This is a genomic window from Streptomyces sp. NL15-2K, assembly GCF_030551255.1.
In the GTDB taxonomy this organism is placed as follows: Bacteria; Actinomycetota; Actinomycetes; order Streptomycetales; family Streptomycetaceae; genus Streptomyces.
In genome coordinates this window covers 5065524-5091614 of the sequence record NZ_CP130630.1, presented here as the reverse complement: position 1 = coordinate 5091614, position 26091 = coordinate 5065524, and the positions used below count along the sequence as shown (strand labels likewise).

Below are 26091 nucleotides of genomic sequence, written 5' to 3'. Positions count from 1 at the left end.
ACCCTAACGGTGTGGCCTCTCCATGATCCGTCTGCCCCCCGACGCGACGGATCGATGTACGTAAGAGTGCCGAGCGGCGATAAACGAACGATGAACGGTGCCGTTACCTGCTACGCGGCAGCCGCCGGGGCCAGGAGCTCACGTAGCTCGTCGGCTTCGGGGGAACCCAACTGCTCGTAAATGGAAAGAGCTTCTCGCCAGCAGGCGGTCGCGCGGTCGGACTGGCCGAGCTCGGCGAGGGCCTTCCCCAGGACGGTGAGTACGGTTCCGCGTCGCCACTCCCCGCCGATGCCGCGCAGCGCAATCGCCTGTTCGGCGTGGCTCGCTGCGAGTGTGGGGCGATGGGCGGCAAGGTGCACCTCCGCAATTCGGAAGTGCGTGACGCCTTCCCAGAGAGGCTGACGATTGTCGTGGAACAATGCCAGCGCATCGGTGAGCTGCTCGAGGGCATCCGCGAATTGTCCGGCCTGAGTCAGAGCGATGCCCAGGGCGTATCGGCCGTTGGCGAGCCTCAGCGTGAGGCCCATACGGTCGTAGATGTCGATGCCCCGCTGAGCAAGCTCGATCGCACTGCCAGTCCGACCCATGGCGAGGTGGATTCGAGAGAGATTGCACAGTGCACTTGCCTCGCCGACGTCGTTGCCGTCGTCTCGGAAGTTGTCGATCGCCTGCTGCAAGTAGCGTTCACCGTCGGCATGCCGATTCTGGTAAATGGCGATGATGCCTCGGTCGTTGGGAGCCCAGCAGCTTGGGAGCGGGTCGTCGGCATCCCCGGCGAGTTCCAAGGCGAGTCGTGCTTCCTCATCTGCTTCGCTGAAGCGACCCGCGACAAGATGGACGTTCGTCAGCACAGTGCGGGCACGGCCCTCGGTGCGGGTGTCTCCGGCCGCGTGCGCGGCGTCCCGCACCGTACGGGCCGCCACTTCATAGGCGCGTGCGTTGGCGCCTGACTCCGCCAAGTCCTTGGTTGCCCACAGCAGATCAACGCCCCTTCTCAGAGTCCGGGCGTCGATGGACTGGCGTACGCACGCTATGAGGCAGTTCGCTTCGGAGTAGAGCCAATCCTGCGCAGCGCGCGGGGTCTCGAATACGAGGCCTGGGTAAGCGGTCGCCTCCAAGTGATCCACCAGCCGATCCCCCGGCCGCTCAATCGCATAAACCCCCGCCGCAGTAGCCAGATAAAAGTCCAGCAACCGCGACATCGCCGCATCCCGCGCGCTCGCCGGCTCCTCGTCCCTCTCCGCGCACGCACGCGCGTAGAGCCGGACCAGGTCATGGAAGCGATACCGGCCAGGAGCCGCCGACTCCAGCAGCGACGTGTCCACGAGGGACTCCAGCAGGTCCTCCGTGTCCTCCACCGGGAGGTCCAGCACCGCCGCAGCCGCCGCGAGTGAGATGTCCGGCCCGTCCGCCAGCCCCAGCAGCCGGAAGGCCCGTGCCTGTGCCGGCTCCAGCGCCCCGTATCCCAGCTCGAAGGTCGCCTTCACCGCCAGGTCGCCGGCCTGGAGTTCGTCCAGGCGGCGGCGTTCGTCCGCGAGCTTCGCCGCCAGGACCGAGACCGTCCAGGTGCGGCGGGCCGCCAGGCGGGATGCCGCGATGCGGATGGCCAGGGGCAGGAAGCCGCACGCCGCCACCACGTCCAGCGCCGCCTCGCGTTCCGAGCGGACTCGCTCCTCGCCGACGATCTTGGTGAAGAGGGACAGTGCCTCGTCGGGGGACATCACGTCCAGGTCCACCAGATGCGCCCCCGCCAGGTCGACCATCCGGACCCGCGAGGTCACGAGCGCCGCGCAGCCCTCCGTGCCGGGCAGCAAGGGCCTCACCTGGGCGGCATCGCGGGCGTTGTCCAGCAGCACCAGCACCCGCCGGCCGTCCAGAACCGAGCGGTACAGGGCCGAGCGCTCCTCCAGTGAGTCGGGGATGGAGGAATCCGCGGTGCCCAACGCCCGCAGGAAGGAGCCGAGCACCGTCTCCGGTTCCGCCGCCCTCGCGCCGGCGCCCTGGAGGTCGACGTACAGCTGGCCGTCGGGGAACGCGCCCCGCGCCTGGTGCGCCACGTGTACCGCCAGGGTCGTCTTGCCGACGCCGCCGATACCCGCCAGCGCCGACACCGCCATCACCCGGCCCTCCGCCGACGCCAGCACCTCGCTCAGCTCGGAGACGAAGGATGTGCGGCCCGTGAAGTCGGGGACGGTTGCCGGGAGTTGGGCGGGGCGGACCGGTACGGCGGCAGGTTCCGTCACCGGTGCCGACGTTTCGGCCAGGCCCGGGTCCGCCTGGAGGATGCGCTGCTGGAGTTCGCTCAGGCCCGGGCGGGGGTCCACGCCGAGTTCGTCGGCGAGGAGGCGGCGCGTGTCCGCGTACACCGCCAGGGCCTCCGCCTGGCGGCCGCTGCGGTACAGCGCCAGCATCAGCAGTTCGCGCAGGCGCTCGCGCAACGGGTGCGCCGCCGTCAGGGCCGTCAGTTCCGAGACCGCCTCCGCGTGGCAGCCCTGCTCCAGGTCCATGTCGAGGCGGGACTCCAGCAACTGGAGCCGCCACTCCTCCAGGCGGACCCGCTGTGTCTCCGCGTACGGGCCCGGCACGCCCGCCAGCGCCTCGCCGTCCCAGAGGGCCAGCACCCGGTTCAGTACGTCACGTGCGTGGCACAGGTTCCCGGCGTTCCGCGCCTTCTCCGCCTCCGCCCCCAGCTCCTGGGCCACCGCGAGGTCCAGGGCACCTTCCCCCACCGAACGCACCGCGTACCCGCCCGACTCGCTCACCAGGACGCCGGGGCCGAGGACCTTGCGCAGCCGGGAGGCGTACGTCCGCAGCGCCGCCAGGGCCTGTGAGGGGGGTTCCTCGCCCCACAGGGCGTCGATCAGCTCGGCCGCGGTCGCCGTACGGCCCTCGCGCAGCAGCAGGGCGGCGAGGAGGGCGCGTTGCTGGGGTGAACCGGTGTTCAGCGACTCCTCGCCGCGCCAGGCGCGTATCGGACCGAGCACGCTGAAACGCGGCGCCACCGCCACCGCCTCCGCCTCCACCCCCTCCCCGAAGCCGGAGTCGGGACGCCTCTGCTCCGGCACTCGCGGTACCTCGGGCACTCGCGGTACACCGTCCATCCCGTCGTCCCCCTAGAAATCCTGAGCAACCCCGCCAGTTTGCCTTGCTCATGGCAGATGCGTCAGCTGTGGAGAAGGTGATCACAGGGAGGCGCGCGGGATATCACGAGGCCCTCACATGTTCTTCGCACTTATCCGCACGGGGGCGGCCGCAAGCAGGCCGCATCGCCATAGCTGACGGACCGTCAGATCGGCGCTACCGTGAGCGTCATGGACACCCAGACCTCCACCCAGACCTCCGCCCAGACCTCCGCCCAGACCTCCGCCCAGGCCGCCACCACGCAGCCCCCACTCCCGCTGATCATCTCCGTCGACGACCACACCGTGGAGCCGAGCACCGTCTGGCAGGACCGGCTCCCGAAGAAGTACCTCGACATCGGGCCCCGCGTCGTCCGTGCGCCCCTGAAGGAAATGACCTTCCTCGGCGGCCGCTTCAAGCCCGTGATGGGCACCCCGGGCACGGAAGACGGGCCCATCGGCGACTGGTGGGTCTACGAGGACCTCCACCGCCCCCTCACCCGCCTCGACACCGCCGTCGGCTACAGCAGGGACGAGATCAAGCTCGAGGTCATCACCTACGAGCAGATGCGGGCGGGGTCGTACGACGTGCCCGCCCGCCTCGCCGACATGGACGTCAACCACGTCCAGTCCGCCCTCTGCTTCCCGACCTTCCCCCGCTTCTGCGGCCAGACCTTCACGGAGGCGAAGGACCACGAGCTGGGGCTCCTCTGCGTCCAGGCCTACAACGACTGGATGGTGGAGGAGTGGTGCGGGCCGCAGGCGCAGGGGCGGCTCATCCCCCTCACCCTCATCCCCCTCTGGGACGCCGAGCTGGCGGCCCGGGAAGTGCGGCGGAACGCCGCCCGCGGCGTCCGTGCCGTCGCCTTCTCCGAGATACCCCCGCACCTCGGACTGCCCTCCGTCCACACCGACGACTGGGACCCCTTCCTCGCCGCGTGCGACGAGACCGGCACCATCATCGCCATGCACATCGGCTCCAGCAGCCGTATGCCCTCCACCTCCGCCGACGCCCCGCCCGCCGTCGGCTCCACCATCACCTTCGCCAACTGCTGTTTCTCGATGGTCGACTGGCTGATGAGCGGCAAGTTCGAGCGCTTTTCGAACCTGAAGGTCATGTACGCGGAAGGGCAGATCGGCTGGATCCCCTACATCCTGGAGCGCGCCGACGTGGTGTGGGAGGAGAACCGGGCCTGGGGCGGCGTCTCCGACAAGGTCCACCGGCCGCCGTCCGAGCTGTTCGCCGAGCACGTCCACGGCTGCTTCTTCGACGACGCCTTCGGGCTGCGGAACCTGGAATCCATCGGGGTCGGGAACGTGCTCTACGAGACCGACTACCCGCACTCCGACTCCACCTGGCCGAAGTCCCGGGAGGTCGGCGAGGCGCAGATGGGGCACCTGGACGCCGACGTGGTGGAGCGGATCGTACGGGGGAACGCGATCGAGCTGCTCGGGCTGACACCCGACGGATTCTGGGACGGTCCACGGTGATTCTGGGACGGCCCACGGTGATCCAGTACGGCATCCAGCTCCCCGTCCAGTCCCAGAGCACGATCTACGCCGAACCGTGGGAGGCCGCCGCCGGTCCGGAGGACCTCCTCGACATCGCCCGTATCGCCGACCGCGCCGGCTTCTCCTACGTCGCCTGCTGCGACCACGTCGCCATCCCGCGCCGCCTCGCGCCCGCGATGAGCACGGTCTGGTACGACCCCGTCGCCACCCTCGCCTTCCTCGCCGCCGCGACCGAGCGGGTACGGCTGCTCAGTCACGTCGCCGTCGTCGGGCTGCGGCATCCGCTGCTCACCGCCAAGCAGTACGCCACCCTCGACCATCTGAGCGGCGGGCGGCTGATCCTCGGGGTCGGCGCCGGGCATGTGCGGGAGGAGTTCGAGGCGCTCGGGGTCGGCTTCCGGCAGCGGGGGGCCGTGCTCGACGAGTGCGTCGACGCGCTGCGCGCCGCCCTCGGGCCCGACGAGTTCCCCGAACACCACGGCAAGCTCTACGACTTCGACGGGCTCGGGCAGCGGCCCCGCCCGGCCCAGTCCAGCGTGCCGCTCTGGGTCGGCGGATCGTCCCCCGCCGCCGTACGCCGGGCCGCGCTCAAGGGCGACGGCTGGCTGCCGCAGGGGGATCCGCGTGATCGACTGCCCGAGCAGATCCAGCGGATCCGGGACATCCGCGCAAAGCACGCCATCCAGGGGCCCTTCACCATCGGCGCCATCGCCGAGCCCCTCTACGTCGGCACCCCCACCTGGGACGTGAAGCCCCGCACCCTCAGCGGAGGGCCGCAGGAACTCGCCGAGTCGCTGCGCGCCTACCGCGCGATGGGCGTGCACCAGATCCAAGTGCGGTTCCGCAGCCGGAGCCGCACCGAACTCACCGACCAGATCGCCGCGTTCGGGGCGGAGGTGGCGCCGCTGCTGTGAGGGATTCCGGACAACCTGTCTGACAGTCCGACCTCCTTTTTCTTGAAACTTTGAACATGTGCACGCCGCTTCGCGTACGTACGGACGTACGGACGTGAGACTTCGGCGGAAGGACACCGTGGCGTGCGATCCCCCCAGCGACTCTCCCTAGCCCTGGCCTGCCCTGACGGCGGATGGCCGCACGAGGACTGGCCCGCCCCGGACGACCGCCACGTAGGCCGGGTCGTGCACCTGTCCCGGCCCTTCCGTGTGCCCGAGGACGTCGACGTCGTCGTACTCCGCTGCACGGATCCGGCGACGAGCTTCCCCGAACTCCTCGGTGCCATGGGGGAGTTAGGTGTCCCCGTGATCGTGATCAGCGCGCGCCGGGACACCGAGTCGGTCCTCGATGTGTTCCGCGGCGGCGGGGCCTACCTGGTCGAGGGCGACTACTGCACCTGCTTGCTGTCCGCCGCCGTCCTCGCGGCCACCATCGGCCACACCTACCTCTCGCCCCTCGCCTGCGACGCCGTCCGGGAGGGCGTCCGGCGGATGTCGGCGGCCGGCACCGCGCTGGAGCGCCTACGGTCCCTGCTCTCCCCGCGCGAGCGGCAGATCATGGACCTGCTCTCGACCGGCCTGGGAGCGCAGGAGATCGGGCTGGGGCTGGGGCTGAGCGAGAAGACCGTCCGCAACAACCTCAGCAACATCTACGCCAAGCTGGACGCCCGTGGAAGCACGGACGCGGTACTGAGGTGGCTGGGAGCCGCATCCGTGCTTCGCATCTGAAAACCTGGCGTGCGGGAGAATCCGTTACGGAGCCGGAATCTCCGACACCGGGATTTCGACGTCGGTGACGTTTTCGCCGCCCTCACCGAATCCGGGTTCGATGCGGACGCTGTTTTCGCTCTTGAGAATCGCGTCGGCCTGCGGGGTTCCACACTTCACGTTGCGCAGCCAGAGACGGCCGTCCGGGGTCCCGTTGTTCAGGATCTGCGGGTAGAAGACGTGTATCTCGGCGGACCCCTCGCTGGGGGAGAAGAAAACGGTCTGGCCGTCCTGTGGATCCTTGTAGGTGGCCTTGAGGTATCCGCTCACGTCGGTGCGCTTGTGGGACCACATGAAGAAGCCGATGTGGTCCGCCTCCACCGTGTTGCTGAGCGTGAAGGAGAACGAAGTCCTCTTGTCGTCGCGCGTGATGTTGATCTCCTGCGAGTTGAATTCGACGCCGATATTGAAGATCGACGACTCCAGCTTGGTCCCGATGTCGACGCTGGATCCGTTCTCCAGCTGGATGACCCTGGTAACCGACGAGCTCACGCTGAAGGACTTCGTCGCCGTGCTCTGGACTCCGCAGTTTTCGGACACGCCGGACACCCGCTCGTTGGGCCCGAGGCTGTTCCTCTTGAACTGGACGTCGACGAACTCGCAGTTCTCCAGCTTGTCCGAGTCGTTCTCGCAGTCGGTGGCCACCTCGCTGGGGGTGGCGGCGCCCGCGCTGTTCATCAGGGGGACCGCGACCGCGAGGGCGGCCACGGGGGCCAGGACGAGGGTGATGCGCTTCTTCTTGCTCCGGTGGCTTCCGCTGCGGCCGGTGCGTGTCATCGTGTGTCTCCTGTACCGGGGGAAGGGACGTAAGGGGAGGTGAGGGGAGGTGAGGTCGGTCAGCAGTCGGTCAGGACCGCCTTCGAGATGCCGTCCGCGATTCCGGGTGCGCCCGCGGCCGACCCCAGGACGACGGGACCCTCGACCACTTCCGGGGCCTCGAAGTTCTTCTCGGGCTGGGCGTTGACGCCGAGGCTCGCCGCGCGGGCGTCGAGATGCACCTTCCAGACGCCGGTCATGCGCTGCATCTTCGGCGTGAACTCGACGTGGAGCACCTTGCCGACCGGGACCGACCTCAGCTCCGACTCGCTGACGGTCGCCTCCTTGATGGTCATGTCCAACGTCGCCTTGTGCTTCTTCCAGGCGCCGGTCAGAAATCCGAAGAGCCCGCCCGAGGCGCCCTGCTGGGTCACGCTGTAAGTGCCCTGTCCCTGCGCCACCGACTCCGTCCATGCGGCCGTGACCGTCGCCGGTTTGGTGGCGTTGGGTTCGCAGTTCGAGAAGTCCTGCGTCTGCTTCACCGTGGGACCGTTGAAGGTTTCGAACTTCGTCTCCACGAAATCGCAGGTGTCGGCCAGGAAATTGTCTCCGACGGGTTGGCGCAGACTCTGCTTCTCGCCGTTGATGAACTCGGCACGGTTGCACATGACCATGATCTCTTCGGGCGTCTTTTCGTCCGCCGCGTTGGCCGACGGCAGGAAAGAGACGATCGCGGCACCGGTGGAGAGCGCGGCTCCGATCGCGATGATGCGGATCTTCTTGTTCTTCAGGGCCCTCTTGGCCATTTCATGCTCCGTCCTTGGCGGCTTCTTTGCCTTCTGCCTCAGGATTATTGGGCCGCGCGCAGAGGGTGGACAGGGTTAAATGTCCCTACTCGCAAGTCACTTGGAGTGGCCTATCTCACTTTGCTAAAGCGGTGATCTTCGTTTCGCCGATGTCGCGCTCTGGGGCGTTCCATATCTGACGGAGCATCAGTACGATGCCGCCTTCCACCCCGTGAAGGAGGTCCCGTATGGGCAAGCTCGACGGACGGGTCGTCATCGTCACCGGCGCCGCACGCGGTCAGGGCGAGCAGGAGGTGCGGCTCTTCGCGGCGGAGGGCGCCGAGGTCGTCGTAGCGGACGTACTGGACGATCAAGGGGCGGCGCTGGCCAAGGAGTTGGGAGCGCTGTACGTCCACCTCGACGTGAGCGAGGAGAGCGACTGGCGTTCCGCCGTCGCCGCCGCCAGGGACGCCCACGGCCGCATCGACGGGCTCGTCAACAACGCCGGAATCCTGCGGTTCAACTCCCTCGTCGACACGCCCCTCGACGAGTTCATGCAGGTCGTGCGGGTCAACCAGGTCGGCTGCTTCCTCGGGATCAGGACGGTCGCCCCAGAGATGGGCGACGGCGGCACGATCGTCAACACCGCCTCGTACACCGGCGTGACCGGGATGGCGGCCGTGGGCGCCTACGCGGCCACCAAGCACGCGATCCTCGGGCTCACCCGGGTCGCCGCCCTGGAGCTGGCGGCCCGGAAGATCCGGGTCAACGCCATGTGCCCGGGCGCCATCGACACCGCGATGTCCAACCCGGCCCAGCTGGATCCGGCGGCGGACGCCGAGGAGGCATCCCGGGGGCTCGACCGGTTCTACCGCAAGCTCGTGCCGCTCGGGCGGATCGGGAAGCCGGAGGAGGTGGCGCGGCTCGCGCTGTTCCTGTCGTGCGACGACTCGTCCTACATCACCGGGCAGCCGTTCGTGATCGACGGAGGGTGGCTGGCCGGGGTGTCCATCGTCTGATGCTGTCCGAGTGCCGTCCGAGTGCCGTCCGAGTATTTCTGACTGGCCGTCAGCTATTGACGGTCCACGCGCCCGGTGCCACAGTCGGCGGCAGATCGGCAAATCTGACGGTGCGTCAGAAATGACAGTCGGAAACAGACTGGGGACGGTGAACCTCCTTGGAATTCGGGCTCTTTGTACAGGGATACGTGGGCAAACGCGCCGAGACCGACCCGCTGGCCGAGCACAAGGCGCTGATGGAGGAGACCGAGTACGTCATCCAGGCGGACAGGTCCGGCTTCAAGTACGCCTGGGCGTCGGAGCACCACTTCCTGGAGGAGTACTCGCACCTGTCGGCGAATGACGTCTTTCTCGGATATCTGGCGCATGCCACCGAGCGCATTCACCTCGGGTCCGGGATCTTCAACCCCCTCGCCCAGGTCAACCACCCCGTGAAGGTCGCCGAGAAGGTCGCCATGCTGGACCACCTCAGCGGCAACCGCTTCGAGTTCGGCAGCGGGCGCGGGGCGGGGTCGCACGAGATCCTCGGCTTCCTCCCGGGCATCACCGACATGAACCACACCAAGGAGATCTGGGAAGAGACCATCGCCGAGTTCCCCAAGATGTGGCTCCAGGACGAGTACGAGGGCTTCCAGGGCAAGCACTGGCAGCTCCCGCCGAGGAAGGTCCTTCCCAAGCCGTACGGGAAGTCCCACCCCGCCATGTGGTACGCCGCCGGGTCGCCCCCCTCGTACGCCATGGCCGCCCGCAAGGGCCTCGGGGTGCTCGGCTTCAGCGTGCAGAAGGTCTCCGACATGGAGTGGGTCCTCGAGCAGTACAAGACGGCGGTCGTGGACGCCGAGCCGATCGGTGCCTTCGTCAACGACAACGTGATGGTGACGACGACCGCCATCTGCGCGCCGACGCACGAGGAGGCGGTGCGGATCGCCGTGCACGGCGGGCTGCACTACCTGCCGTCCCTCGTCTTCCGCTACCACGACACCTTCCCGCGCCCCGAGGGCTTCCCGGTGTGGCCGGAGACGCTGCCCGAGTACACCGCCGACTTCGTCGAGGTCCTCATCGAGGAGGAACTGCTGATCTGCGGTGACCCGGACGAGGTGTTCCAGCAGTGCAAGCGGTGGGAGCAGGCGGGGGCCGATCAGCTGAGCTTCGGGCTGCCGGTGGGGGTGCCGAAGGAGGAGACGCTGCAGACGATTCGGCTGATCGGGGAGCACGTGATTCCGAAGATCGATACGGATCCTGTGCACCGCACTACGTGGTTTCGGCAGTCTGCCTGATCGCCGTGGAGCTTGCGGGTCGTTCGCGGCTGCGGGCCGTCTTTGGCTGGTCGCGCCCACGCGGCGGAGCCGCATATTGACACAGCCCCGCGCCCCTGAAGGGCGTCACCCGCACCGGAGTTGAGGAGGCAAGCGACGTCATGCTCGACCACCTGATCAAGGGCGCGACCGTTGTCGACGGGACGGGCGCCCCCGCCTCCACCGCCGACGTGGGGATACGTGACGGTCGTATCGCCGTGATCGGTCGTGAGGTCGCCGAGGAGTCCCGCACCACCGAGGACGCCACCGGCCTCGTCCTCGCCCCCGGCTTCGTCGACCCGCACACCCACTACGACGCCCAGCTGTTCTGGGACCCGTACGCCACCCCGTCCCTGAACCACGGGGTGACCACGGTCGCGGCCGGCAACTGCGGCTTCACGCTCGCCCCGCTCAATCCCGAGCGCCCCGAGGACGCCGACTACACCCGCCGCATGATGTCCAGGGTCGAGGGCATGTCCCTGGTCGCGCTGGAGGAGGGGGCGCCCTGGGGCTGGAACTCGTTCGGTGAGTATCTGGACGCCCTGGAGGGGCGGATCGCCGTCAACGCCGGTTTCATGGTGGGGCACTGTGCGCTGCGGCGGTACGTGATGGGGCCGGAGGCGATCGGCGGGCAGCCGAGCGAGGAGCAGCTCGCGGCCATGCTCCGGCTGCTCCACGAGGCCATGGAGGCCGGCGCCTGGGGGCTGTCCACCACCCAGTCGTCCAGCCACTCCGACGGGGACGGCAAGCCGGTCGCCTCCCGGCACGCGCGGCCGGACGAGCTGGTGGCCCTGTCGCGCGCCGTCGGTGAACACGAGGGCACCCAGATCGAGGCGATCGTCGCGGGCTGTCTCGACCAGTTCAGCGACGCGGAGATCGACCTGTTCGTGGAGATGAGCGCGGCGGCGGGACGCCCCCTGAACTGGAACGTCCTGACGATCGACGCGTCCGTCCCCGAGCGGGTGCCCAGGCAGCTGCTCGCGAGCGAACGGGCCCGGAAGGCGGGCGGCAGGGTCGTCGCCCTGACCATGCCGATCCTCACGCCGATGAACATGTCCCTGGGCACGTTCTGCGCGCTGAATCTGATCCCCGGGTGGGGCCCGATCCTCGGGCTACCGGTCCCGGAGCGGATCGCGCGGTTGCGCGACCCGGACGTCCGGGCCGAGATGCTCCAGCGCGCCCACTCCAAGGAGGCGGGCGTCTTCCGGCGGCTGACGAACTTCGGGCGGTACGTCATCGGCGACACCTACAGCGAGGCCAACCGCGGCCTGAGCGGACGGGTCGTGGAGGACATCGCGGCGGAGCGCGGCCAGGACCCGTTCCACTGCCTGGTGGAGATCTGCGCGGCCGACGAGCTGCGTACGGTCCTGTGGCCCATGCCCACCGACAACGACCCGGCGTCCTGGTCCCTGCGCGCCGAGACCTGGCAGCACGAGGACGTGCTCCTCGGTGGTTCGGACGCGGGCGCGCATCTGGACCGGATGTGCGGGGCGCCGTACACCACCCGCTTCATCGGGGACTGCCTGCGCGGGCGGAAGCTGGCGAGCCTGGAGCAGGCCGTGAAGATGCTGACGGACGACCCGGCGCGGCTGTTCGGGCTCAGGGAACGGGGTCGGATACGGGAGGGCTGGCATGCCGACCTGGTCCTCTTCGACCCGGAACGGATCGAGGCCGGCACGGCCACCCTGGTGCACGACCTGCCGGGCGACAACCCCCGGCTGGACTCCAAGGCGATCGGGATCCGGGCCGTGTGGGTCAACGGGGTCGAGGCGATCCGGGACGACCGGGTGAGCGGGGCGGTGCCGGGGAAGGTGCTGCGCTCGGGGCGGGACACGCGGACGGTGGCGACCAGGTGACCGCTCGGGTGACTGCCGAGGGGCAGCGGCTGTTCGTCGGTGGCGCCTGGGTCGAGCCGGACGCCGGCCACTACGAGGTCGTCGACCCGGCGACCGAGGAGACCGTCGGCCGGGCTCCGGAGGCCTCGCGGGATCAGGTGCTCGCGGCCTGTGCCGCGGCCCGCGAGGCCTTCGGGCCGTGGTCGCGTACGACGCCGGAGGAGCGGGCGGCCGTACTGGCGCGGGCCGCGCAGATCATCGGCGGCCGGCTGGAGCCGTACGCGGAGCTGGCCCGGGCGGAGACCGGGGCGACCACGGCGACGGCGCGGCGCATGCAGGTGGGCGTGGCCGCCGCCCGCTTCCGGCGGTACGCGCGCGTGGAGCCCGCCGAGTGGGCGATCCCGCCGCAGATCAACGAGGCCGGGCCGATGGGGCGGGCGGCGGTGATGGGCGCGCTGGCCGTGCGCCAGCCCGTCGGGGTCGTCACCTGCATCACGTCGTACAACAACCCGTGGGCGAACCCGGCCGGGAAGGTCGCCCCCGCGCTCGCGATGGGCAACACGGTGGTGGTGAAGCCGGCCCCGCAGGATCCGCTGTCGGTCTACCGGATGGCGGAGGCGCTGGAGGCGGCGGGGGTGCCGCGCGGGGTCGTGAACGTGGTGTCCGGGCGCTCGGTGGAGGTCGGCGAGGCGGCCGTGGAGTCGCCGGACGTGGACATGGTGAGCTTCACCGGTTCGACGGCGGTCGGCCGCCGCATCGCCTCCGTCTGCGGCCGGGACATGAAACGGCAGTTGATGGAGCTGGGCGGGAAGGGCGCGGCGGTCGTCCTCGACGACGCGGACGTCGGCTCGGCGGTGGCGGGCATCGGCACGACCTTCTCCTTCTACAGCGGTCAGATCTGCACGGCACCGACGCGGGTGCTGGCCCAGCGCGGGGTGTACGACCGGCTGGTCGAGCAACTGGCGGCGTACGCGGGCCGGTTGAAGGTGGGCGACCCGAGGGAGCCGGACACGGTGGTGGGGCCGGTGATCTCGGCGGCGCACCGGGACCGCGTGGAGGCGTATGTGGAGCTCGGCCGGAAGGAGGGGGCGGTGGTGGTCGCGGGTGGTGAACGGCCGGCTGTGTCCGACCGGGGTTTCTATGTGGCGCCGACCCTCCTCGCCGACTGCACGAACGACATGCGGGTGGCCCGGGAGGAGATCTTCGGCCCGGTGATCGTCGTCATTCCCTTCGAGGAAGAGGAGGAGGGAGTGGAACTGGCCAACGACACCGACTACGGGCTCATCGACTACGTCTGGTCGGCGGACGTCTCCCGCGCCTTCCGGGTGGCGAGGCGACTGCGGGCCGGCGGGGTGGGGGTGAACACGGTCGGCCGCAACATGGAGGCGCCGTTCGGGGGGTTCAAGAAGAGCGGGGTCGGGCGGGATGTGGGGTCTTATGCCCTGCACGCGTACAGCGAGGTGCAGGCGATCGTTTGGCCGGGGTGAGGGGCGGGGAGCTTGCTCGCGGCTACAGATCGAACACCGCGCGGAGGCCGATCTCCACTGCCTCCATGACCCGCTCCTCCACAGGGCCCAGCTCCTCGGTGAAGCGGACGGCGGACAGCGTGCGGAACTCGCCGAGCACGATGGTGCCGACCGAGGGCGCATCGACGGGGATGTCCACGAGCGTCGCCTCGCGTACTCGCTGCGGGTAGATCAGTACGCAGGTCGCGGACTTGTGCTGGGCATTGAGGGCGTCGGACGAGATGACGAGAACGTGCGCCGGTCCTCCAGCGAAGGACAGTGCGTAGATGTGCCCCCGCTTCACCGACCTGCCACCCGCGCCCACCGCTCCAAGGTGTCCTCTTCGCTCTCGGCGGGCTCTGCGGTCGTCGCTACGATCCCGGCTTCGGCGCGCACACGCGCGGATTTCTCCAGTTCCTCGGCGAGCATCTGCCGACGCAGTATGCGGGCCGTGTAGGCCGAAGCGTTGCCCTTGGACTTCACGAAAGCGGCCACATCGTCCGGCAGGCTCATCGTCATGTTCATCGTCATGCTGTCATCATACGGCCTGCCATGCCCGGCGTACGGAGAACCGGTGCGGTGACGGGGCGTTCCCTCCGTTCCTCATCTACTCGTCCAGGTCCACCCGCACCGTCAGCAGCCCCGCCCCCACCACTCGCACCGCCGCGCTGTTGAACCGGGGCAGGCTGCGCAGGCGGGCGACGGGGTCGTCGTCGGGGAGGAGATGGGCCGTACCGGTGTGCCAGCGGCCCCGGATGCGGACCCTGACCCTCGGGTCCGCCTTGATGTTGCGGACGTACTGGGACCGTTCGCCGAACTCGGAGACCAGCCAGAAGGAGTTCCCGACCCGGCGCCCGCCCACCGGCGTGTGGCGCGGCAGGCCGGAGGTGCGGCCGGTGGTCTCCAGGAGGGTCTGGGTCGGCAGGCGGCGCAGGACCGGGTTGCCGATCCGGCGCTGGAAGGCGGTGACCGCCCGGTACTTCGTCTCGGATTGGCGGGACATCATTTCGACGCCTTGAGTGTGTCGAGCAGGGCGCTGAAGGTGATGGGGGTGGTGGTGAGGACGGTTTGGGTGGGGTCGGCGCTTTCGGTGACCTGGACGGATTCGTGGGTGGCGGATATGTGGACGCAGGCGTCGCCTTCCTGGCAGTAGGACGACTTCTGCCAGTGGTGCCAGGACATGTCGGCTCCCTTACAGGTTCTGGGTGATGGTGTGGATCAGATCCCGGGATTTCTCGGGGCTGAGGGCGGTGGCTTCCACGATGTCGAGGAGGTTCCGGTACTTCTGCAGGAGGGCCTCGGCGTCGAGAAGGACCGGGCCGTGGAACTGGTCGAGTTGCGCGGTGTCGAGCTGCGGAACGGGGCCGTACAGGTAGTTGATGGACTGGCCCGATCCAGGGAACGCGCCGACGCCGAACGGGAGTACGCGGAGGGTGATGTGCTCTCGCTCGCTCATGTCGAGCAGATGCTGCAACTGGGCGCGAGCCACGCTCCGGCCGCCGACGCCCATGTGCAGGGCTGCCTCGTGCACGACGGTGCTGTACGGAGTCGGGTGGGACCCGTACAGCATCCCTTGCCGTTTGATCCGGTGCGAAACGCGGTGCTCGACCTCGGGCGGTGTGGGCGCGGGGATGACGTGCCGGAAGATCTCACGGGCGTGATCGGCGGTCTGGAGCAGCCCCGGCATGTGGGAGGTGTACGCGGTGCGCACGGCGGTGGCGTGGTGTTCCAGTTCGGCGAGGTCGAGGAGCCCGGACGGCAGCACCTCGCGGTACGACTCCCACCAGCCGAACGTCTTGTCGGTCGCCATGCCGACCAGGGCCTCGATAAATCTCTGGTCCGGGCAGGAGTAGATGCGGGCCAGCGCTCTGACGCGCTCCGGACTTACCCCGAATCGGCCGGACTCCACGTTACTGAGCTGTCCCTGGCTCGTGCTGAGCGTGCGCGCGGCCTCGGTCGCCGTCATGCCCGCGCGCTCGCGCATCTTGCGCAGCTCCACGGCGAGCCGGAGGCGGCGGGCCGTCAGAGGGGGTCTGGCGGGCATGTGCGAACTCCTCCTGAACGCGTGTTCCGTGGGCGGGTCACTCACACGAGGGAAGTTGAGGGGAAGTATCTCCAGAGCTCGCAAATGGCATTTGCTGAGCCTCTGTCTTCATTTCCAGGCGCGCATCCGCCCAACTCCCCTCAGTGACCGGAGACTTCCATGGCCACCGTATCCCCGTCCTGGAACTACACCCTGCACCTCCCGCACGATCCACGCGCACCGGGCATCGCGCGGGGCGCCCTCAGACTGATTCTGGCCGCGCACGAGATGCCCGAGCTCACCCCCAACGCGGAACTGCTGGCGGCCGAGCTGCTGACCAACTTCCACCGTCACACCAAGGGCCCGTACGCCCTCCGCCTCCGCTCGGCCGAGCCCGCCCGGCTCCGGGTGGCCGTCTGGGACACGGACCCGCAGGTACCGCCCGGCTTCGCGGACCGGGATGGCCCCGCACCCCCACTGGACGCGGAAGACGGCCGTGGACTGCACCTGGTCCTTTCCTGCGCGAACGCGTGGGGCGCGTCGAAGGGCGGGAAGCTGCTGTGGGCCGAGTGCGGGAGCGGGGCGGCGCCATGGTGAGCGGGGTCGTACGGGGCGTGGGCGAGGGAGCGCGCTGTCTGCCCTGGGCGGGCGGCGCCATATTGGGAGGCGGAGCCATGCCCTTTCACCAGGAGCAGACGATGAGCGCACAGCCCGAGCACGGCTGGGGAGCGATGCCGGTGCCCGAGATCCGGACCGTGGACGACCTGCGCAGCGCGCTCAGCCGCTACGGCTTCCCGGGCGACCGGGATCGGTTCGAGGAAGAGCTGGCGGCCGCCATAGGAGCCTCCCCCACCAACGACTTCGCGGGCGCCGCCGCTGTCGTCCGGGCCTACCGGCACCGGATCCTGATCAGGAACTCGCCCGAGATCATGGCGGCCCTGGAAGAAGCGCGCGCCGGAGGCGGCGGCACGTGAACGAAGTCCCGTTGGAGGAGGCCGAGCCCGCCAGGAAGGCGTTCGGTGACCTGACGGAGGGGGAGCGGGAAGTCGTCCGGGAGGCACTCGTGGCCATCGGCCACGACCCGGCGGTGGGTCGCGAGATCCCCGGCTGGCGGCTTCCGTCCGTGGAATACACGTACACGACACCACTTGCCCGTGACTCGGCCGAGGCGATCACCGTCGTATAGACGCACACGCACACGCACACGCACACGCCGGGCCTGGGCGTGACGGTCGTCTACTACTTCCGTGATCCACAGGTGGTGGACTGAGGTCCCTCTGTGCTCGGGGTCGGGGGCGTCTCGGGTGGGCGTCTGTTGGAGGCGTGGCCGTTGGGCCGCCCGCTTGCTGGTCAGTGTCGTGCTTCCGCGGCCCGCGTCGAGGGCGCTCTGCTGTCGCTCCGCTGTCGCTCCGCTGTCGCTCCGCTGTCGCTCCGCTGTCGCTCCGCTGTCGCTCCGCTGTCGCTCCGCGTCGCCTTCGGCGATCGGCCTGCGGCCGACCCTTGACCCGGGCCGCTCCAGCACGGGGGAGAAGCGAGCGGGCAGCCGAGGTGCGTTTGCGGTGAGGTCGGCTGGCTTACGGGCCGGGGTCGGCGGGCGCGGGCGCGTCTCGCCTGCACGCCGGGTGGGTTGAGCGGCTTGCGGTCGGTGGGTGGTGGGGGCGCGCGGCAGGGTGGGTCGGCGGCGCGTCCAGGCGGTAATTGGAGGATTTGTTCCAGCCTGCTCTGGGCTGACCTGCGGTTTTGTCTCAGGGGCCTGGAACAGTTCCTCCAATTGCTCGATCTACCGATGCCGGCCTCCAGTACTGGCGGCGTTTCTCGTCGTGGGCGACGATCCGTGGGTCGCCCTCCTCGACACCGTGGACCTTCTCGCCGCACCGGCCACGGAGCCGCTGGTCCCCGCCCTCGTCATGGAGGCGATGATCCAGGCCTACCGCGATCCCGAACTCGAAGCGCTGCTGAGCCGTGAGCAGGACGAGGAGCGGGCTACCAAGCCGTCCTTCAGTCCGGCCGCCCAGCTCCGCACCCTGCGCCTGATCCTTCAGCGCCTTCTGCGGCCCGGCACGCCGGCCGGATGAAGCCCTCACGGGGATGCTGTGGGAGCCGTGTGCGCGGCGTGTGATCCCCCGCTGGTGCGGTCTCCGCGCGTGTTAGCGTCCCGCGGGCATGATCATGTTCAGTGCGCCGCGCAGGAAGCCGGGTTGACGGCGTCGGTGTCGCGGTGACGGAAAACGGGGGAACGGGGCCGGCGATGTCAGGAGTCCTGCGGCGGATCAACGAGTCCGCGACCGAGCGCGCCGAGCGGCTGGCGGGGCTGAGCGAGCGGATGCTGGCGGCCGGGAGCAAGAACGAGCTGCTGGATCTGATCGAGCAGGCGGCCGCGGAGCCCCGGCCAGAGGGTGATCCGGGGACGTTGGAGTCGCTGGGCAGGCGGTACCGCGACCAGCTCGACGACGCCATGAGCTTGCACGACCGGGTGGAGAGGGTGGCCCGCAAGGGGCTGCCGGAGGTCTGGGTCGGCGACACGAGTGTTCTCGCCTCGGACGCGGTGAGCGCCGCGGGGCGGGCCGTGTCGGACATGGCGGAGGCGTTCGAGGGCGGTTTCAGGGCGCTGATCGTCCTGGCCGACGCGATCACGGAGGCCCAGAGCCAGGACAGCGAGGGCCGGGGGAAGCTGAAGCAGGCGCTGGCAGAGATCGGCAGCGACCGCGAGGGCTTCTTCGACAACCTGCGCGAGAACGACGAGGAGGAGTGGGACCGGAAGAACGCCGCCCACTTCGCCTCCTACGGCGTCGGCCTGATGCGGGACGCCGTCCTCGCCGCCGGCGAGGCACGCCGTATCGCGGCCCGGGACCTGAACAAGTGGGCTGCCGAGGCCCGTGCCGGGAAGATGGACACCGACGAGCTGTCCCCGGTCGACCGACTCATGCTCGCCGACGCCAGCGGTGTGAAGGGCGAGGCCGAGTACAACGAGATCCTCTCCGCTCATGAACTGGAGCGTTCGGGGCGGGCCATGGAGAACCTTCCGCCGGCCGACCGGGCCCGCATGGAGCTGCTGATGGCGAACACGTCGTCCCCGCAGGAGAAGGCGTATCTGATGAAGGCCCTCGCCGCGGGGCGTAGCGTCGACGAGATCGACGAGTTCGCCTTCAAGATCCAGGGCAAGGACCCGGCGTGGCTGCAGCGGCACCTGTCGCCGATCACCACCGAGGCCGACAGCCTGAACGACGAGGGGACGAACCCCAACGGATCCAGCGTCAACACCGACGACCAGATGTTCGACGGCCAGAAATGGATCCAGGGCGGCGACGGCTCGGAGGGCACCTGCGTGGCCTCGTCCACCGTCACCGCGCGCGCCATGGTCGACCCCCTCTACGCCCTCGAACTCACCGGCGGACCCAGCGGGCAGGAGGACGACCCGGACGCCTTCCGTGAGCGCTTGGTGGAGGAACAGCACCGGCTGCACACGGAGGGCGACGGCGGCGCCAACTGGACCGGCATGGGCCCCGAGGGGCAGGAACGTATCGCCGATGACGCCATCGGCGGCGCCACCGGCGAGGACTACCAGCGCCACGACATGAACAGCGCCGACGAGCGCAGGCAGGTTCTGACCGAGGTGGAGAAGTCGGTCGCGGAAGGGAAGCCGGTACCGGTCGACGTCAAGAGCGACGACGGCGCCCACGCGATGACCATCATCGGCCAGGAGGGCGACATGCTGCAGATCTACAACCCCTGGGGCACCACCACGTGGGTCAGCGAGGACGACTTCATCAACGGCGACATGGGCAAGGCGTCGAACGGCGAACTCGACGACGCGTACAGCGTCTACGTCCCGCAGTAGGGCAGTAGGGCAGCGGTAGTAGGGCAGTAGGCCGGAGGGCTGCGCGGGGATGGTGTGGGAGCCGCGTGCGGGGCGTGTGAGCGGCGGATATCCGCGCCACCGCCGCGTGTTAGCCTCCCGCCGACGTGATCGACGGGGATACGGGATACGGGGGATGACGATGGCTTCCGCACAGGACTCCACGTCCGCGCGGGACTTCTCGGTACAGAAGAGCGGTCTCACCGGCCAGGCGAAAGAACTGAACGGCGCGGGCGACGACGCGGGGAAGATCCGTACCGCGATCGACTCCAGGGCCTGCTACGCGACGGACACGCTGGGCGGCGCCGACTCCGCGGAGGCGTTCAACTCCTACGCCGCGGCCTGGGCGGCGGAGGCGCGCACGATCGAGGACGCGCTGCACGAGCTCGCCGACAAGGTGCACCTCGCCAAGGGGGCGTACTCCGGCAGCGACGGCCTGGTCGAGACCCGGGTCAGCGGCGTGAGCGTGGGCGACAGCGAGATGACGACGATGCCGACCTTCGCCGAGCGGCCCTCGGTTCTGTCCCAGTACTGAGGGCCCGGTACTGAGGGACAAGGAAGCGAAGAGCGAACAGTGAACCCAACGATGCGTACCGCGTCCACGTCCATCTCCCGGAGCAGGGCGGCGGTCACCGCGGTAGCGCTCCTCGCCCTCGCCACGGGCTGCGGGACGGGCACCGACGAGCCCGAAAAGCCCGCCACGCCCTCCAGTCACCCCACCCAGGACAGCAGCATCTCCGCCGAGGTCGGCGAGCGCTTCACGCTCACCGTCAAGGAGAACGCCTCCACCCGCGAGCACTGGTACTTGGGCGACCCCGCGCCCGACGCCTCGGTGGTCCGCAGCCGAGGTCACAAGAGCGAGTCGGACTCCGGCGACGAGCCGGTGCCCGGTGCCGGCAGCAGCCTCACCTTCACCTTCGAGGCCACCGGCAAGGGCAGCACCGAGATCGTGCTGACGCACTGCACGTTCGCCACCACCTGCGAGGGCGACGGCAGCGGCACGGCTTCCCCGACACGGGCAGCGACGCCGAGCGCGTCCGCCACCCCGTCCGAGCCCGAGCGGGTCACCTACACCGTCACCGTCAGCTGAGCCGAGGCCCGCGATGAACACGACCCCCGACCACCCGTCCCACACCGACGACGAACTGGCCGAGTTCGACGTCACCGTGCTCCTGCGCTACGGCCTCACCGCCGCCCCCGGCCCCCGCCGCACCGCCCTTTTCGGCGACGGCGCCGCGGCCGCCGCCGTGATCCTCGACCGCCTCGGCACCCAGCCGCGCTCGGTGGCCTTCCTCGCCGAGGTGGTCCGGGCCGGAGGCCTGGCATACGCCGCGGAGCTGCCCGAGCCGTTGCCGCGCCCGGAGGCGGCAGCCGTCGTACGCGACTGGCTGGAGGCCGCCACGCAGCTCGCGGGCGGCGCCCCCGCCGACGAGGCGGCGGCCCGCTGGCTGGGAGCCGTTGCGACGATCATCGAGGTGAAGCACCTGACGAGGGCCCGCACGCGGAACTGACCGAGTACGTCACTCGACGCCGCGCCCCAGGAAGATCGGGTTGGTGAACGCCGCCAGCGCCCCCGGCAGCGGCCCCGCCGCCGTCTCGTGCCGCAACTCCGCACGGATGTAGGCCGCGTAGGAGGGCGTCGTCCGCCACTCGACCACCCCCGACCCCGCCACCGGGAGCGGTGCGCTGGTGAACAGCACGCCCTGGTCGGTGACGAAGCGGACCCGGCAGCGCGGGGCGCCGGTGACCTCCAGGCGGGCGGTGACCGGGGTGTCGCGGGCGACGGACAACCGCTCCCCGATACCCGCGTGTTCACCCCGCCCGTCCGACACCGTGAAGGCCAGCGAGACCTTCTTCGACTCGGCCACATACGACCGTCCCGCCCGGATCCCCTCCTGGATCGCCTCCCGCGTCAGGTCGTCGGCCAGGACGACCGTCTGCGGGGAGCCGACCGGGTCCGGAGCCCGGTGTGCGTCGCTGTTCCCCATCGCCGGGATCCAGTCGCGGCCGCCGTCCCGCACGGACGCGACCAGCATGCCGTCCCAGTCCGCCAGCGCCACCTCGTCGTCGGGCGTGTAGGGCCCGTTCCACACCTCCACCGCGTCCGCCTCGCCGAAGCCGAACTTCCAGTTGCAGCCGACGCAGGTGGCGTGCGGGTGGGCGGGGACGACGAGCCCTCCGGCCCGGCGGATCTGGCCGGCGAAACGGCCGAAGCGGTTGTCGCGGGCCCGGTAGCGCCAGTCGACGAAGGTGCCCGGGTCCGTGCCCAGCGCCAGCACGTGGCCGTTGCGCGTGGTGACCTCCTCGCCCGTCAGGACCAGCAGGTCGTCGCCCGCCACGTCCGCCCAGTGGGCGTGCGCCGCGTGCGTGTTGTGCTCCGAGGTGTTGATGAAGTCCAGCCCGGCGGCCCGCGCCAGCGCCCCGATCTCGGCCGGGGTGCGGCGGCCGTCGGAGTACCAGGAGTGCAGGTGGCAGTCCCCCCGGTACCAGGCGCGGCCCCGGCCCTTCGCACGCACGGGCGGGTAGGTCGGCCGTACGGCCTCGCCCTGCTCGCCGTAGGTGAGGGTGACGGTGATCTCGTACGACAGGCCCTGCGGGGACACCGTGTACGGGCCGAGCGCGATGTGCCAGGTGCCCTCGCGCACCGGGCCCGGGATGTAGCCCGGCGTGGCGTCGTCCGCGCGGAGGAAGAACTCGGTCCGGGCGCCTCCCGACCAGCCACGGAAGCCCTTCCCGCCGAGCTCGGTGCCGCGTTCGTCGAAGATGCCGATGTCGAGGGCGTTGCCGGGCGTGCCGGCCGGGACGGACGGCTTGTCGTAGGTGTAGGAGACCTTGATCTCCCGGACGCCGGAGGGGATTTCGACGGGTACGTACACGAAGTCGGGCGAGCCGATGGGCAGCGTGCCGCGCACCGTCTTCGTCTCCTGGTTCCCGTCGGTCCCGTCGGTCCCGTCGGTTCCCTCGGCCGCTGAAGCGAAGCTCACGCTTCCCAACGTAAGCGCGGCGGCGGCTCCACTGCCATGACTTCTCGGCCGGATCCCGACTCGCCGCCCCACGTTTGAACGCCAAGATGCCGACCAGTCGGTATGGACAGATCGGATGTGGCCAGGTACAGATGAGCCATGCGTATCTCCGTGACGGTCTTTCTCACCGACGAGACGATCACCCCGACCCGGCTCGCCCGTGAGCTGGAGCAGCGTGGATTCGCCGGGCTGTATCTGCCCGAGCACACACACATCCCCGTCGAGCGGACCAGCCCCTACCCGGCGGGCGGCGAACTGCCCCGCGAGTACGGCCGTACCCTCGACCCGTTCGTCGCGCTCGGCCAGGCGGCCGCCGTCACCGAGCGGCTCGGCCTCGGCACGGGCATCACGCTGGTCGCCCAGCACGACCCGATCGACCTCGCCAAGCAGGTCGCGACCGTGGACCACCTCTCCGGCGGGCGCGTCACGCTCGGCGTCGGCTTCGGGTGGAATGTGGAGGAGGCCGCCGACCACGGCGTCGAGTGGCGTACGCGGCGCGAGCTCGTCAGGGACCGGATGGCGCTGATGCGCGCCCTGTGGAGCGAGGAGCCGACTTCCCACGAAGGGGAGTTCGGGGGCGTCCGGGCCAGCTTCGCGCACCCCAAACCCGTACAGAAGGCGCGCGGTCCGGTCGTCGGTCCGCGCACGCTCGTCGGCGGGGCGGCCGGGCCGAAGCTGTTCGCGCACATCTGCGAGTACGCCGACGGGTGGCTGCCCATCGGCGGGCGGGGCCTGTCGGAGTCGCTGCCCGCCCTGCGCGCCGCGTGGACGGACGCCGGTCGGGACCCCGAGGCGTTGCAGGTCGTCCCGTACGCCGTCCACCCGAACCCGGGCAAGCTCGCGCACTACGCGGAACTCGGTATCGAGGAGGTCGTGGTGCAGTTGCCGCCGGCGGGGGAGGCGGAGGTGCTGAAGGTGCTCGACGACTATGCCCGTTATGTCACCGATGCTCGTGGCACCGTGTAACGACCGGCCCCCGGGGACGAATCGGGCGGCGCCTGCCGGGTTTGATCACGTCGCTCGTATGCTCGAAGGATGACGACTTCCGCGACCTCCGGAACCGGCCCCACCGAGAACTCCATGCGTCGCGCCCTCAAACGCGCTCGGGACGGCGTCGCGCTGGATGTGACGGAGGCGGCGGTTCTGCTGCAAGCGCGCGGCGAGCACCTCGACGACCTCACCGCCTCCGCCGCCCGGGTGCGGGACGCCGGCCTCGACGCGGCCGGCCGCTCCGGCGTCATCACGTACTCGAAGAGCGTCTTCATCCCCCTCACCCGGCTGTGCCGGGACAAATGCCACTACTGCACCTTCGTCACCGTCCCCGGCAAGCTGCGCCGTGCCGGGCACGGGATGTTCATGTCCCCCGACGAGGTCCTCGACATCGCCCGCCGCGGCGCGGCCCTCGGCTGCAAGGAAGCCCTGATCACCCTCGGCGACAAGCCCGAGGAGCGCTGGCCCGAGGCGCGGGAGTGGCTCGACGCGCACGGCTACGACGACACCATCGCGTACGTCCGCGCCATCTCCATCCGGATCCTGGAGGAGACGGGCCTGCTGCCGCACCTCAACCCCGGGGTGATGAGCTGGACCGACTTCCAGCGGCTCAAGCCCGTCGCGCCCAGCATGGGCATGATGCTGGAGACGACGGCGACCCGCCTGTGGTCCGAGCCCGGCGGCCCGCACCACGGCTCCCCGGACAAGGAGCCGGCCGTACGCCTGCGCGTACTGGAGGACGCCGGCCGCTCCTCCGTGCCCTTCACCTCCGGCCTCCTCATCGGCATCGGCGAGACGTACGAGGAGCGGGCCGAGTCCCTCTTCGCACTGCGCCGCGTGTCCCGGTCGTACCACGGCATCCAGGAACTGATCATCCAGAACTTCCGCGCCAAGCCGGACACCGCGATGCGCGGCATGCCGGACGCGGAACTGGACGAGCTGGTCGCCACGGTGGCGGTGGCGAGGCACATCATGGGGCCCGCCGCCTGTCTCCAGGCGCCGCCCAACCTCGTCGACTCCGAGTACGAGCGCCTCATCGGCGCCGGTATCGACGACTGGGGCGGGGTGTCGCCGCTCACCATCGACCACGTCAACCCGGAGCGGCCCTGGCCGCAGATCGAGGAGCTGGCGGAGAAGTCCCGCGCGGCCGGTTTCGAGCTGCGGGAACGCCTGTGCGTGTACCCCGAGTTCGTCCAGCGGGGCGAGCCGTGGCTGGACCCGCGGCTGCGTCCGCACGTACGGGCGCTGGCGGACCCGGAGACGGGCCTGGCCCTGCCGGACGCGACCGTCGAGGGCCACCCGTGGCAGGAACCGGACGAGGCCTTCCAGCCCTCCGGCCGTACGGACCTGCACCGCACCATCGACACCGACGGCCGTACGTCCGACCGCCGCGACGACTTCGACGAGGTGTACGGCGACTGGGGCGCCCTGCGCGAGGCGGCCGCGCCCGGCATGGTGCCGGAGCGCATCGACACGGACGTACGGCAGGCGCTGGCGACGGCGGCCGACGACCCGACCCGCCTCACCGACGACGAGGCGCTGGCGCTCCTGCACGCCGACGGCCCCGCGCTCGACGCCCTCACCCGCATCGCGGACGACGTCCGCAAGTCGATGGTCGGCGACGACGTGACGTACATCGTCACGCGGAACATCAACTTCACCAACGTCTGCTACACCGGCTGCCGCTTCTGCGCCTTCGCGCAGCGCCGGACGGACGCGGACGCGTACACGCTGTCGCTGGACCAGGTGGCCGACCGGGCGCAGCAGGCGTGGGAGGTGGGCGCGGTCGAGGTGTGCATGCAGGGCGGCATCCATCCGGACCTGCCGGGGACGGCGTACTTCGACATCGCGCGCGCGGTGAAGGAGCGCGTCCCGGGGATGCACGTGCACGCGTTCTCGCCGATGGAGGTCGTCAACGGCGCGACCCGCACCGGGATGTCCGTCCGCGAGTGGCTGACGGCGGCGAAGGAGGCGGGCCTCGACTCGATCCCGGGGACGGCGGCCGAGATCCTCGACGACGAGGTCCGCTGGATCCTGACCAAGGGCAAGCTGCCCACGGCGACCTGGATCGAGGTGGTCACGACGGCGCACGAGCTGGGCATCCGCTCGTCGTCGACGATGATGTACGGGCATGTGGACCAGCCGAGGCACTGGCTCGGGCACCTGCGGACCCTGGCCGGGATCCAGGAACGGACCGGCGGCTTCACCGAGTTCGTCACGCTCCCCTTCATCCACACCAACGCGCCCGTGTACCTGGCGGGAATCGCCCGCCCCGGCCCGACGACGCGGGACAACCGGGCGGTCACGGCGATGGCCCGGCTCCTGCTCCACCCGCACATCCCCAACATCCAGACCAGCTGGGTGAAGCTGGGCACGGAGGGCGCGGCGGAGATGCTGCGCTCCGGGGCGAACGACCTGGGCGGCACGCTGATGGAGGAGACCATCTCCCGCATGGCCGGCTCCTCCTACGGCTCCTACAAGTCGGTCAAGGACCTGATCGCGGTGGCGGAGGCGGCGGGCCGCCCGGCACGTCCGCGCACGACGCTGTACGCACAGGTGCCGGAGGAACGGCAGCGGGCGGCGGCCGTGTCGGACGGGCATCTGCCGGAGCTGTTGCCGGTGTTGGACTGAGGGGCGGGCCGGGGCCGGTTG

26 protein-coding genes are annotated in these 26091 nt (G+C 70.0%); 17 read left to right on the top strand and 9 right to left on the bottom strand.

Going from position 1 to position 26091, the window contains the following annotated elements:
- Positions 1–110 precede the first annotated feature (110 nt).
- The gene (locus Q4V64_RS22625) at positions 111–3101 is read right to left on the bottom strand and encodes an AfsR/SARP family transcriptional regulator (RefSeq protein ID WP_124441347.1); all 2991 of its coding nucleotides are present in this window, start codon (positions 3099–3101) and stop codon (positions 111–113) included.
- Positions 3102–3311: 210 nt separating this feature from the next.
- Between Q4V64_RS22625 and Q4V64_RS22620 the strand changes: the two genes are divergently transcribed.
- The 3 genes from Q4V64_RS22620 (at position 3312) to Q4V64_RS22610 (ending at position 6313) form a co-directional block, all read left to right on the top strand.
- Positions 3312–4610: an amidohydrolase family protein gene (locus Q4V64_RS22620; protein ID WP_253267077.1), complete on the top strand. Its 1299-nt coding sequence runs from the start codon at positions 3312–3314 to the stop codon at positions 4608–4610.
- Positions 4611–4630: 20 nt separating this feature from the next.
- Positions 4631–5545: a TIGR03619 family F420-dependent LLM class oxidoreductase gene (locus Q4V64_RS22615; RefSeq protein WP_124441402.1), complete on the top strand. Its 915-nt coding sequence runs from the start codon at positions 4631–4633 to the stop codon at positions 5543–5545.
- A 123-nt stretch (positions 5546–5668) separates the two neighbouring features.
- Positions 5669–6313, top strand: a complete 645-nt coding sequence (locus Q4V64_RS22610; RefSeq protein ID WP_124441348.1) for a LuxR C-terminal-related transcriptional regulator — start codon at positions 5669–5671, stop codon at positions 6311–6313.
- A 24-nt stretch (positions 6314–6337) separates the two neighbouring features.
- Here Q4V64_RS22610 and Q4V64_RS22605 read toward each other — a convergent pair whose 3' ends face one another.
- Both Q4V64_RS22605 and Q4V64_RS22600 read right to left on the bottom strand, forming a co-directional pair.
- The gene (locus Q4V64_RS22605; protein WP_124441349.1) at positions 6338–7129 is read right to left on the bottom strand and encodes a hypothetical protein; all 792 of its coding nucleotides are present in this window, start codon (positions 7127–7129) and stop codon (positions 6338–6340) included.
- Positions 7130–7188: 59 nt separating this feature from the next.
- Positions 7189–7914: a hypothetical protein gene (locus tag Q4V64_RS22600; protein WP_172629290.1), complete on the bottom strand. Its 726-nt coding sequence runs from the start codon at positions 7912–7914 to the stop codon at positions 7189–7191.
- Between the two features lie 227 nt (positions 7915–8141).
- Between Q4V64_RS22600 and Q4V64_RS22595 the strand changes: the two genes are divergently transcribed.
- From Q4V64_RS22595 to Q4V64_RS22580, 4 genes are all read left to right on the top strand, one after another.
- The gene (locus tag Q4V64_RS22595; RefSeq protein ID WP_124441350.1) at positions 8142–8912 is read left to right on the top strand and encodes a glucose 1-dehydrogenase; all 771 of its coding nucleotides are present in this window, start codon (positions 8142–8144) and stop codon (positions 8910–8912) included.
- A gap of 158 nt (positions 8913–9070) precedes the next feature.
- Positions 9071–10189, top strand: a complete 1119-nt coding sequence (locus Q4V64_RS22590; protein ID WP_124441351.1) for an LLM class flavin-dependent oxidoreductase — start codon at positions 9071–9073, stop codon at positions 10187–10189.
- A 140-nt stretch (positions 10190–10329) separates the two neighbouring features.
- Positions 10330–12063, top strand: a complete 1734-nt coding sequence (locus Q4V64_RS22585) for a D-aminoacylase (protein WP_124441352.1) — start codon at positions 10330–10332, stop codon at positions 12061–12063.
- 8 nt (positions 12064–12071) lie between these two features.
- Positions 12072–13529, top strand: coding sequence for an aldehyde dehydrogenase family protein (locus tag Q4V64_RS22580; RefSeq protein ID WP_253267079.1), 1458 nt, complete (start codon positions 12072–12074; stop codon positions 13527–13529).
- A gap of 22 nt (positions 13530–13551) precedes the next feature.
- On the opposite strand, the gene Q4V64_RS22575 is transcribed toward Q4V64_RS22580, so the two are convergent.
- The 5 genes from Q4V64_RS22575 to Q4V64_RS22555 all read right to left on the bottom strand — a co-directional run bounded on the left by Q4V64_RS22575 (position 13552) and on the right by Q4V64_RS22555 (position 15591).
- Positions 13552–13851: a type II toxin-antitoxin system PemK/MazF family toxin gene (locus tag Q4V64_RS22575; protein WP_172629291.1), complete on the bottom strand. Its 300-nt coding sequence runs from the start codon at positions 13849–13851 to the stop codon at positions 13552–13554.
- Positions 13848–14078 (bottom strand): hypothetical protein, encoded by a 231-nt coding sequence (locus Q4V64_RS22570; protein ID WP_124441354.1) that lies wholly within the window; start codon positions 14076–14078, stop codon positions 13848–13850. Before Q4V64_RS22570 ends, Q4V64_RS22575 begins: the two co-directional genes overlap by 4 nt.
- Positions 14079–14154: 76 nt before the next feature.
- Positions 14155–14550, bottom strand: a complete 396-nt coding sequence (locus tag Q4V64_RS22565; protein ID WP_124441406.1) for a nitroreductase family deazaflavin-dependent oxidoreductase — start codon at positions 14548–14550, stop codon at positions 14155–14157.
- Positions 14550–14729, bottom strand: a complete 180-nt coding sequence (locus Q4V64_RS22560) for a DUF397 domain-containing protein (RefSeq protein WP_124441355.1) — start codon at positions 14727–14729, stop codon at positions 14550–14552. The genes Q4V64_RS22565 and Q4V64_RS22560 overlap by 1 nt, the downstream gene beginning before the upstream one ends.
- Before the next feature lie 10 nt (positions 14730–14739).
- On the bottom strand, positions 14740–15591 hold the full coding sequence (locus tag Q4V64_RS22555; protein WP_124441356.1) for a helix-turn-helix transcriptional regulator: 852 nt from the start codon (positions 15589–15591) through the stop codon (positions 14740–14742).
- A 159-nt stretch (positions 15592–15750) separates the two neighbouring features.
- On the opposite strand from Q4V64_RS22555, the gene Q4V64_RS22550 reads away from it, so the two are divergent.
- From Q4V64_RS22550 to Q4V64_RS22515, 8 genes are all read left to right on the top strand, one after another.
- Positions 15751–16167 carry an ATP-binding protein gene (locus Q4V64_RS22550; protein WP_124441357.1) on the top strand — a complete coding sequence of 139 codons (417 nt, stop codon included), beginning with the start codon at positions 15751–15753 and terminating at the stop codon, positions 16165–16167.
- Between the two features lie 101 nt (positions 16168–16268).
- Positions 16269–16544 (top strand): hypothetical protein, encoded by a 276-nt coding sequence (locus tag Q4V64_RS22545; RefSeq protein ID WP_124441358.1) that lies wholly within the window; start codon positions 16269–16271, stop codon positions 16542–16544.
- Complete coding sequence (locus Q4V64_RS22540) at positions 16541–16756, top strand: hypothetical protein (RefSeq protein WP_124441359.1); 216 nt, start codon at positions 16541–16543, stop codon at positions 16754–16756. Before Q4V64_RS22545 ends, Q4V64_RS22540 begins: the two co-directional genes overlap by 4 nt.
- 634 nt (positions 16757–17390) lie before the next feature.
- Positions 17391–17645, top strand: coding sequence for a hypothetical protein (locus Q4V64_RS22535; protein WP_253267080.1), 255 nt, complete (start codon positions 17391–17393; stop codon positions 17643–17645).
- A 173-nt stretch (positions 17646–17818) separates the two neighbouring features.
- Positions 17819–19408 carry a peptidoglycan-binding protein gene (locus Q4V64_RS22530; protein ID WP_124441360.1) on the top strand — a complete coding sequence of 530 codons (1590 nt, stop codon included), beginning with the start codon at positions 17819–17821 and terminating at the stop codon, positions 19406–19408.
- 160 nt (positions 19409–19568) lie between these two features.
- Positions 19569–19961: a type VII secretion target gene (locus tag Q4V64_RS22525; protein WP_172629292.1), complete on the top strand. Its 393-nt coding sequence runs from the start codon at positions 19569–19571 to the stop codon at positions 19959–19961.
- Between the two features lie 51 nt (positions 19962–20012).
- Entirely contained in the window at positions 20013–20516 is a 504-nt protein-coding gene (locus Q4V64_RS22520; RefSeq protein ID WP_124441362.1) for a protease inhibitor I42 family protein, read from the top strand.
- 13 nt (positions 20517–20529) lie between these two features.
- On the top strand, positions 20530–20937 hold the full coding sequence (locus Q4V64_RS22515) for a hypothetical protein (protein WP_124441363.1): 408 nt from the start codon (positions 20530–20532) through the stop codon (positions 20935–20937).
- A 9-nt stretch (positions 20938–20946) separates the two neighbouring features.
- On the opposite strand, the gene Q4V64_RS22510 is transcribed toward Q4V64_RS22515, so the two are convergent.
- A complete protein-coding gene (locus tag Q4V64_RS22510; RefSeq protein ID WP_124441364.1) occupies positions 20947–22482 on the bottom strand; it encodes a CehA/McbA family metallohydrolase in 1536 nt (511 codons plus the stop codon).
- A gap of 66 nt (positions 22483–22548) precedes the next feature.
- Between Q4V64_RS22510 and Q4V64_RS22505 the strand changes: the two genes are divergently transcribed.
- Positions 22549–23415, top strand: a complete 867-nt coding sequence (locus Q4V64_RS22505) for an LLM class F420-dependent oxidoreductase (protein ID WP_124441365.1) — start codon at positions 22549–22551, stop codon at positions 23413–23415.
- A gap of 69 nt (positions 23416–23484) precedes the next feature.
- Complete coding sequence (locus tag Q4V64_RS22500) at positions 23485–26070, top strand: bifunctional FO biosynthesis protein CofGH (protein ID WP_124441366.1); 2586 nt, start codon at positions 23485–23487, stop codon at positions 26068–26070.
- The last annotated feature ends 21 nt before the right edge of the window (positions 26071–26091 follow it).